General features: G+C 44.4%; 7 protein-coding genes. 2 read left to right on the forward strand and 5 right to left on the reverse strand.

All coding sequences use genetic code 11. The features are described from left to right. Positions 1–443: 443 nt before the first annotated feature. Positions 444–935 carry a GNAT family N-acetyltransferase gene (locus QZ327_RS11845; protein ID WP_294619537.1) on the forward strand — a complete coding sequence of 164 codons (492 nt, stop codon included), beginning with the start codon at positions 444–446 and terminating at the stop codon, positions 933–935. 47 nt (positions 936–982) lie between these two features. On the opposite strand, the gene QZ327_RS11850 is transcribed toward QZ327_RS11845, so the two are convergent. From QZ327_RS11850 to QZ327_RS11865, 4 genes are all read right to left on the reverse strand, one after another. Then, complete coding sequence (locus QZ327_RS11850; RefSeq protein WP_294619539.1) at positions 983–3,427, reverse strand: DEAD/DEAH box helicase; 2,445 nt, start codon at positions 3,425–3,427, stop codon at positions 983–985. A 122-nt stretch (positions 3,428–3,549) separates the two neighbouring features. Further along, entirely contained in the window at positions 3,550–3,771 is a 222-nt protein-coding gene (locus tag QZ327_RS11855) for a DUF2795 domain-containing protein (protein WP_002558131.1), read from the reverse strand. 71 nt (positions 3,772–3,842) lie between these two features. After that, positions 3,843–4,406 carry a cob(I)yrinic acid a,c-diamide adenosyltransferase gene (locus QZ327_RS11860; RefSeq protein WP_294619541.1) on the reverse strand — a complete coding sequence of 188 codons (564 nt, stop codon included), beginning with the start codon at positions 4,404–4,406 and terminating at the stop codon, positions 3,843–3,845. Between the two features lie 39 nt (positions 4,407–4,445). Next, on the reverse strand, positions 4,446–5,078 hold the full coding sequence (locus tag QZ327_RS11865; RefSeq protein WP_294619543.1) for a hypothetical protein: 633 nt from the start codon (positions 5,076–5,078) through the stop codon (positions 4,446–4,448). Between the two features lie 518 nt (positions 5,079–5,596). Between QZ327_RS11865 and QZ327_RS11870 the strand changes: the two genes are divergently transcribed. After that, positions 5,597–7,831, forward strand: a complete 2,235-nt coding sequence (locus tag QZ327_RS11870) for a SusD/RagB family nutrient-binding outer membrane lipoprotein (protein WP_294619545.1) — start codon at positions 5,597–5,599, stop codon at positions 7,829–7,831. A gap of 352 nt (positions 7,832–8,183) precedes the next feature. Here QZ327_RS11870 and QZ327_RS11875 read toward each other — a convergent pair whose 3' ends face one another. Next, on the reverse strand, positions 8,184–8,588 hold the full coding sequence (locus QZ327_RS11875) for a lipocalin family protein (RefSeq protein WP_294619546.1): 405 nt from the start codon (positions 8,586–8,588) through the stop codon (positions 8,184–8,186). Positions 8,589–9,253 lie beyond the last annotated feature (665 nt).

The following is a 9,253-nucleotide window of genomic DNA, read 5'->3' on the forward strand; positions in this document are numbered from 1 at the left end:
AATTCAGAACAATGACGGAACACTATCCATCTTTTCGCAAAGACAGCTGTTTTATTTGTCATTATTTTTTATCAAAAGATACGATTAATGTTGTTATCGCTATGTTCCTAATTTACAAACCAATCATTTTAGTCCTTATATCCAATTCACGTTAAATAAATCTATCTAACTTCTATAAATGAAAAAGCCGTGTACACCCCACGGCTTCTTTCATTTAAGCCTTACGCCTGATTTGCAGACACAGACTTGGCGGATAAAGCGGATTATTTAATTAGCAGATAAACATAAAAACCGCTTTATCCGCCAAATCCGCGTCTGAAAAACAAGAAATGGAAACGCCTGCGAAACGGAATGTTTTTCAACTTCCTTGCAAGGTATTCGAAACTAACATGTATCTTTACATCCGAAAACATCACCTTATCCCACTATCGGACCGGCAACCTATGATAACAATCAGAAAAGCAGACATCACAATGCTCGACACCCTTATGGATATCTTCGAACAGGGAAAGCGCATCATGCGCAAAAACGGGAACATGAAACAGTGGACCGGAGGTTATCCCACCGAGGAGATTGTGAGGCGAGACATCAAGAACGGAAACAGCTATGTATGCCTGGACGACGAGCAGCGTGTGGTAGGGACTTTCGCCTTCATACCGGGAGCCGACCCCACATACGCGCAAATCTACAATGGCGCATGGCTGGACGACACGCGCCCCTACGGCGTTATCCACCGCTTGGCAAGCACGGAAGAGAGTAAGGGAGTGGCATCCGCCTGCCTGGAATGGTGCTACCGCCGGATACCCAACCTGCGTGCCGACACGCATCGAGACAACCGCATCCTGCAACATATCTTCAAGAAACACGGTTTCCGATACTGCGGCATCATCTACCTGCCAAACGGGGACGAACGGCTGGCTTATCAAAAGGGGTAAGAGCCACGGCTTTTTATTTAAAGTACCGGGGCCTTACGAAGCGGCAACTATCCCTGAAGCCCAGCCCCGTATCTCTTTTTCAGTTCCTCCACCCCTGTTCCGGTGAAATACTCTTCCACAAACTCCCAACGCTGCTCGTCTGTCAGCGCATCGGTACCGAAGAAGATGGAGAAGAGTGTTATCTGTTCCTCGAAGATACGTTCGTTCATGTCCAGGATAAGGTTGCGGTATTCGTTGGAGTCTGCCAACTGTTGCAGAAGTTCCGGATTGCCGAACCGGACATGCACGCAAGGTGTGCCGCCACCCTCTACGCTGAACGAAAGGCAGTCGAGCATGGAAAGGAGATTGAGCAGCATGTTCAAATCGGAGAACGGGGTGCAGTAGAACAGCAGGCGGTCGCCCTTATTGCCGGTGATGCGCTGGGCAAACAATTTCTGATAGCGGGACAGAAGCAGGTCGAAACCCTTGGTGACCGTAAACGAGAGTTCGTTGGACTCTTTCTTCTTGACACTGCTGATGTAGCTCACGCTGCGGCCCTCTTCCGTACGGCTTTCCAGCAGCGAGCCGATGAACCGCTTGGCAGACGGCACATCCATGCCATGCTCGGCAAACATCGTACGCAACTCTTCCTCGTCGAAGCGGCCTTTCGATTTCAGCAGAGCGGTCTTCAGCATCGTCACCAGGCTCTTGAAGAGGTCGTCCATACGCCGGCGGATAACCGTGGCGTCCTCTTTCAGCAACACCTCATGCTTGCCCACGGAGACGGCGCGGGAGCCTTCCCACAATGTGCCGTTGTTCAGTTTCTGCTTGAACTCCCTGTATCCCAATTCGGGAAAACGCTCTTCCCAAAGCATGTCCAGACGGACGCGATAGACGCACTCCTCGCCTTCCACTTTGGTGAGGTAGGAGCGGAACTCGTGTGCAAAGGCATCGCCTGTCTTATCCTGCACGTATCCTTCAGTCAGCAGGTTTTGCGGGCTGACTTCCAGCAGATGCGTGCCGTAGCGTTGCGCCAGGTCGTCCTCCAGCCAAAGCAAGGCGGTCTTGATGAGTTGCCCCAGCTCGGTTTCATACTCCAGCTTGTTTTTGGTGCGCGGCAGCTTTACCACAAACTCAAAATCGGACAGGGAGACAAGGATTTCCTCGCGCTCTCCTTTCATCCGATACACCTGCATGAGCTTCTTCAGGATAAGTTCCAGCTGCTCTTGCGCGATGTTGCCGGTCTGGTGCAGGCGTTTCATATAGTAGAAATCGCGCTCGTGGTAGTCGGTGGCGGCAATGCCCCGTACATCCGCATCACGGGCGGCACGGCCTATCTCCTGGATATAATCGACGAACGTACCGGAAGGCGCCACATGATAGACACGGTCGATATCGCTGATGTCCACGCCCATGCCGAAAGCTTTCGTGGCGACAATCATGCGTTTTGCGCCCTCTTTGAAATCCTGCACAATGGCGGCTTTCTGCTCTTTCTCTTTCTTCCCGTAGTAGGAAGCCACCAGGCGCCAGTCGGCAGGACGCACCCAGCTTTTTATGCGCATGTCTATGCCGCCGGCAAAGGGGTAGTAAAGCAGTGTCTTATGACCGTTGAGGAAATCTTCCACACGCCCGGATATGACGCGCTGCTTGCCTTTGTCATAGGTTTCTCCCTCTTCCAATGCAAGTTGGCGGATATCGAACCCGATATTCTTTCGCTTCACCGTGCCGACGTACAGCACGCAAGGGTCCATTTGCAGGGAGCGGATGGTCTCGAATATCATGTCATTGCCGCCAAGAGGATTCCACACGGCGGTGGCGGTCAGTGCAAACAGAGGGAACTCATAGCCGAGATTTTGCTTCAGGGCACTCAGATAGCGCCCCAGAAACCAATAGTCCACGCGGAACTCCTTGCCCCAGGTGGTGACCGTATGCGCCTCATCGACCACGACCATACCGATGCGGCGACCGCCGATAAAATGCTTGATATCGTAAGAGAGCAACAATTCCGGCGAAAGATAAAACAAGTCGACCTCTCCCTCGCGTACCGCCCGGTAGACTTCCATCTTCTGTTCCGGCGAAAGGTCGGAAGAAGCGTATGCCACGCGTCCGTAGCCCAAGTCGCGCAAACCTTCCACCTGGTCTACTATCAACGCCTTCAGCGGGGAGACAACGATGGTCAGCAGGTTATATTCCCTGCCTAAATAGATGGCAGGAAGCTGGAACAACAGTGATTTTCCCGAACCGGTAGGTGCCGTCAGCAATATATTGTCCGGCTGCGCCTCTTCTTTCCATGCCTTTTCCGCCTCACGGATCACGTTTTCAATCAGTTGCCCTTGGGAGATACAGCACGTTGCCCTGCTTTTGAACAGGTCATCGTAAATCTCAAGATTACGGAACCGGTCGTAGCCATAGATTTCTTTCAAGAGTGCCGTCACACCCTGCCGGCACTCTCCGGGCAAACGGCGTTCTTTTAGTTGGGGCAAACGGCGTGCCTCCTCTGTCTGTTTCATCATTAATGCAATGGGGGGATTAAAAAGAAAAGAGATAGTATTCCGGCACTGCAAAGGCCTTCATACCATCTCTTTTATAATTTGTCTTATCCGTAGACCAACGGATGAATTTCAATCAAAGCGTATTAATACTCCTCTTCGTTAAAGAAGAAATCTTCCTTGCTGGGATAATCGGGCCAAATGTCTTCAATACTTTCGTAAATCTCACCTTCATCTTCCATTTCCTGCAAGTTCTCAATAACCTCAAGCGGAGCACCCGAACGCATGGCATAATCTATCAGTTCGTCCTTAGTTGCCGGCCAAGGGGCATCTTCCAATTTAGATGCTAATTCCAATGTCCAATACATAGTTTCTAAGTATTAAAATTGTGAGTATTAATTCCTGTCTTTATTTTTCGGCAAAAGTATAACAAAATATTTCACTTGCAACTATTATTCCAAAATATTTCTTGTTTTTTCTCATCCTGATTCATTTTCCGCGAAAGCACGAACAAATAGTCGGACAAACGGTTGATGTAAGCTAATAATTCGGTAGAAACAACCGTCTGCTCCGCCAATGTGAGAATGCGGCGCTCGGCACGGCGGCAAACAGTGCGGCAGATGTGGCAGACGGCAGCTCCGCGGCTTCCGCCCGGAAGGACAAAGGCAGACAGCGGAGGAAGCATATCGTCCAGCCGGTCTATCTCGCGTTCCATCACCTGCACCTGTTCCGGAGTGATAATGCCCGCCTCATTAAGCCGGGTCTTCTCACGGTCCGTTGCAAGATAGGTCCCTACTACGAACAACTTGTCCTGAACTTGCTGCAGGAACTGCTTGTCTTGCTCGTCGGAAAGAAAGGTGACGAGAAATCCCAAATTGGAATTCAATTCGTCTACCGTGCCATAGGCCTCAAGGCGGATATGGGTTTTAGGAACACGCGCGCCGCCTACAAGGGAAGTGGTTCCTTTGTCTCCAGTCTTTGTATATACAAGGCTTTTCTTCATAAATAATCGTTTTTTCCCTTTTGAAACGCTTAAAGGTAATCAAAAGTTGACAATATAGTCTTGTTTTATTTTGGTTTTGTCAAAGAATATAATGCCGAGGTCATAAAGGTCGAAAGTGATGCCCGCCTTTTCGTGTTGGCTGACACGCTTCCAGAGGGCACGCATGCGGGCTGTATAGCGGATGCCCTCGATGACGAACACGGATGTTCCGGCAGTGCGGTCAATGCAGACGCGAAGCACCTCTTCCACAAATTCCGGACGGCGGTAATCGTGCAGGTATAAGAAACCGACAGATGCACCACTCTCCAAGAAGAGGTCGGAAAGGTCGGCAGCGGCAATGTAATCCGCCCCTTCCTTAGCGGCTTTCAGGTAAAGAGAAGAGGCGGCTTGTATGCCAGCATCCACTATCGTGGCGGGTTGCGCGTAATTCACCAACCGGAACAGGAGTTGCTTCACTTTCAGGGATTCGTATCCCCACGCCCGGTTTTTCTGTGGCGCAAGCCGCTTCTGCCCGGCGGCAAGTTCCTTATATTTATAATAAGGAGTGGTTTCGTAGATAACGTGTGTTATCAAGTTGAAAGCAAAAGGCGAATGCACACCATACCCGCAACGGTGGCGGAAGCGGTACAACCAGATGAAGGGACGTTTCAGTGCAAGCAATATTCGGTTCATTGCAAATTAATTGTTTATTCGACTGCAAAAATAGGGAAAAACCGGAAACGAAAGCCAATCGTACCATTTTCCTTTTACGACTATTTCTCCGGCTGAAAGTCTGCGGAAGCCTGTTCAAGAGCAAAGGATAAATGAGGGGAGAAAATTATAAATTACCCATATACAGCATAATATCAGACTATTTTTATACCTTTGCAATCGGATTGAAGCAACTTTATCCAAGACATATTAAAAAAGAAAGAAGCGTTATGCTTATCTTGCGAATGAAAACCTGAGAAACTTTCAAACGTGTACAAGAACGGCATAGTGGTTCTCACGCTATAGCGTGGGCTGCTATTGTTACATCTGTACACAAAGGTTTTCTCAGGACCCTCATTCAAAGACGTGGCATTGCAGTTCCCACGCTTCGTAGTTTATTAAAGCAGGTTTAGGGACAAACCTTTGGAGAATTTAGCATAAATACTCGGACTAACACATATCATATAATTATAATGGCAAATAATCAAAAAACGTATTTCATGAAATTTAAAAAGTTCTTTTACTTATCCGCGGCACTGGCATTTGCACTATCCTCGTGCAGCGAAAATGATGACTTCAAAGAAGACTTTAAACCTGCAACCTACAATGTTTTAGGAAAAGTTGAAAAAGGACCATTTATTAGCGGCTCCACTATTACCATTCAGCCGATGGATGGCAATCTGCAAGTGTTAGGAAGTTTGTATTCCTCCACCATTCAGGATAACTTAGGGAACTTCTCTTTTGGTTCGAAACTGTTTGAAGCTCCGTATGCCGAATTGACAGCCAACGGTTACTTCTTCAATGAAGTATATGGCGAACTGTCTTCCGGAACATTAAATCTTCGTGCTTTGATCGACCTGTCGGATGCAACGACAGTAAACGTAAATCTTCTTACGCATTTGAAGTATCAAAGAATACAGAAGCTTATTGCAAATGGGATGAAGTTTGGAGAAGCCAACAAACAAGCACAAAAAGAATTGTTCACTGCCTTCGGACTTCAAAAATATGCCGAGAAAGACGCATCTACTTTTTCCATAGCAGGAGGAACCGATGAATCCGCTGCCTTGATTGCCATTTCCTCGCTGTTACTTGTAGACAGAAGCGAAGCTGCCTTGACTGAATATTTAGCGAAGTTATGCAGAGAGTTTGGTGAAAAAGGAGACTTCGAAGAAAGTACAAAGCAACAAATCAATGAAGATAAAGAAGCTATATGGAATGACCTCTCTTCTGTAAGAAACAATATCATAACACGCTATGCAAGTCTTGGGCTTAGTGTAGAAGTCAAGGAGTTGGAACGCTTTATCGACTGGGACAATGACGGTGTGGCAGGTAATGAGATATTGCAAGAAGGACAGGAAGTCAAAATTGAAACAACAGAACTCAATGTACCCAATGAAGGTGGTGTCTATACCATTAAAATATCCTCACCTATTCCTGTTTATCTTGAACCGCAATTAGGTCCGGGAGAACCGGAAAACGGATTGGCAGAAGAAAGCATCTTCACAGAAATGTACGATAAGATCTCTGATGCCGATATTTCCATGGAAAAAAGTTTGGCTAACAACACATTGACAATAAAAATAAATCCTCTCAACTCTAAAAGACCGAAAACATCAGGTATCACAATATACGACAAGGTTAGCAATGTGGTTGGAAACATAACAATCACACAAGAGGGCAACGGCGATGCTTCTATTCCCAAACTGGGACGGATTGGAAAAGAAGTTGTAAATGATATCGCAATGGAACTTGCACAAGGGTTTACAAATCTAAATACTGTAGAACAGTATTATTTTTATAACAAAGAAACAGATTTAGTCAGACGAAACATAAATCCGGAAAGTAATATTATCAACACTATTTGGAGCAACTTCTATGAAGCCAATAGATTGATAATGTTAATCAAGGACGCAGAAGCGAAACAACTCGGAGTATATCAAGAATATTTAGATGTATTCAGTGCCATGCAGTATTATAATATGGTAGTTACATGGGGAGATGTCCCGTATATAAACTATGTTCCTAACGGTTTAAACAGGGATATCAGAAGAACGCCGCAAAACGAGATTTTTGCCGATTTGAAAACCAAACTGGCAAAAGCAATAGACTATCTTGAAGAAAAACGGAATGAATCGCTCGGTAGCGACATCAACGACTTCTTCTTCCTGTCGAAAGATGTGGCAAGGATCCTGCTTGCGGACATTTACATGTATCAAGGAGACTACAGCCCAGCCGAAAAGTTGTTGGAAAAAGTCATCAATAACGGTTTCTACACATTGGATACTTCCAATTACAACAATAAAGAAACAATAAACAATTTATTAAACGGGAACAGCACAGAAACGATATTTGTTACCTATAACAAAACTCAAACTCAACCACGAAGTGTCATAACAATTTTAGTTCCGAACCTAATTCCGATAATGACATATACGGACGTAGTGCTGTCTTATGCTGAGTGTCTTTATAAAAACGGAATGCTTTCGAAAGCAGAAAATGAGCTTTCGAAAGTCACAACAGCTAAAAATATTAATGTTTCGGGCAATAGTGTACTGGAAAAGATAAAGGATGCAAGATTGCAATTAATGCTATACACCGATACAAATTTTGCTTTCATGAAAAGAAATGGCTTTGCAAAAGATACATATAGCGTGGAGGAATATAGAACGCTATTGCCTATTCCTCAAAACGAACTGATTTTTTGCCCGTCAATGACACAAAATCCGGGATATTAATTCGCCAAAAGGGAGTGTGTTGAAACGGTGAAAAGTTTATATTATCGCATTTCCGGATGCGGATTAAACAGGATATCAGTGTTCATTCAAAATTATAATATCTACTGAATGTCCCTAAGTCAGGAAGAGAAAAAATAGAATAAAATGGCATTTGAGATGATATTGTCAAGTCAACTCCAAATGCCATTTTATTTTTAAGTCTGCTAAATCTACTATCAGAACTTATTCAGATTACCCGGCTATTCCCTTCATCACACAGCTATAAAAAATAAAGCCGTAACAGAGTATCATTCTATTACGGCTTTTTTTTATTTCAAGTGAGTATCAACTTAAAAGCTGTATGCTATAAAACTTATTGCACACGCTTACAAGTAGCAGTAATTATGTCGCCTTCTTCCAACATTTGAACAGAAACCGTAGAGTTAGAAAGAGAAAGCACTTTTATATCCCACTCTGTGTCACTACTTACATATTTACAATGCATCACCTTTGATTTTGTATCATAAGTATAAGTGCAGTAATCCGACTTTTCAATATCCTCTTCGTCTGTAAAATAGCAATGCGTGTCAGTAATAACAAAATATGGATAACCGTCCCATTCTTCTTCTACTCCATTTGTCGCTACTTTTTCTATCTTCCATGTTCCAATAAGACTTGCAGCGTTACCGCTTTCATCTTCATCATCACTACAAGCTGCGAAGTTCACACACATAACTACGGCTATCAAAGCCATTCCGATTAATCTTAATGTTTTCATTTTATTAATAATTGTTGCTTACTTGTTCCCTTTGTAAGCTATTAAAAATGAAGAGACGTGGGAACATTGAATATTACTGTACTGAGGCTCTCGACTGCCCTTGGTTGAGTAATAAACAATGCCCACGCCAAACGATATATAAGCTACCTTGGATAAGAGGTAGGTATATAACATCAGCGTGAGCGTCCTTGTCTATTATCTTCAACCAATGAAATTGTCGAGATTTCAGTACAAGATAATATATTAAACGCTCTTTTACTATAAATATGTCTACTTCCCGAACTCAGAAAGCGCCGCAAAGGTATAGAAAAGGTGTTGGAACTCAAAAGAAAAACACCTCAAATTTCACTTCGACTAACACACAACTACTGAAACATCTACTGGGATTGAAACCCAAAACGAAAATGTTTCAGCTATGTTTCAGTAGGAAAAGAGAAAGCCCTTGTAAATTTCTAATTTACAAGGGCTTATTTTCATCTTTTCGTACCCTCAACCGTTCTGTTCTCGAACCAATTCTTGCATGATTTGAACTTGATTTGGGAATTAAGAGAATGGATACCTCATCCATAATATTATAAAATGCCAGTTAAAACAAAATTTTGAATGTATTGAACTTCTGATTTCTTATATTTGCAACACGATGTTTTACCATATAAGATTATAAG

Origin of the sequence: uncultured Bacteroides sp. (assembly GCF_910578895.1) — a bacterium.
Taxonomy (GTDB): Bacteria; Bacteroidota; Bacteroidia; order Bacteroidales; family Bacteroidaceae; genus Bacteroides.

Coding starts and splice junctions, on each gene's coding strand:
- QZ327_RS11850 (WP_294619539.1), bottom strand. CDS start 3,427: ATGATGAAACAGACAGAGGAGGCACGCCGTTTGCCCCAACTAAAAGAA.
- QZ327_RS11870 (WP_294619545.1), top strand. CDS start 5,597: ATGAAATTTAAAAAGTTCTTTTACTTATCCGCGGCACTGGCATTTGCA.
- QZ327_RS11865 (WP_294619543.1), bottom strand. CDS start 5,078: ATGAACCGAATATTGCTTGCACTGAAACGTCCCTTCATCTGGTTGTAC.
- QZ327_RS11875 (WP_294619546.1), bottom strand. CDS start 8,588: ATGAAAACATTAAGATTAATCGGAATGGCTTTGATAGCCGTAGTTATG.
- QZ327_RS11855 (WP_002558131.1), bottom strand. CDS start 3,771: ATGTATTGGACATTGGAATTAGCATCTAAATTGGAAGATGCCCCTTGG.
- QZ327_RS11845 (WP_294619537.1), top strand. CDS start 444: ATGATAACAATCAGAAAAGCAGACATCACAATGCTCGACACCCTTATG.
- QZ327_RS11860 (WP_294619541.1), bottom strand. CDS start 4,406: ATGAAGAAAAGCCTTGTATATACAAAGACTGGAGACAAAGGAACCACT.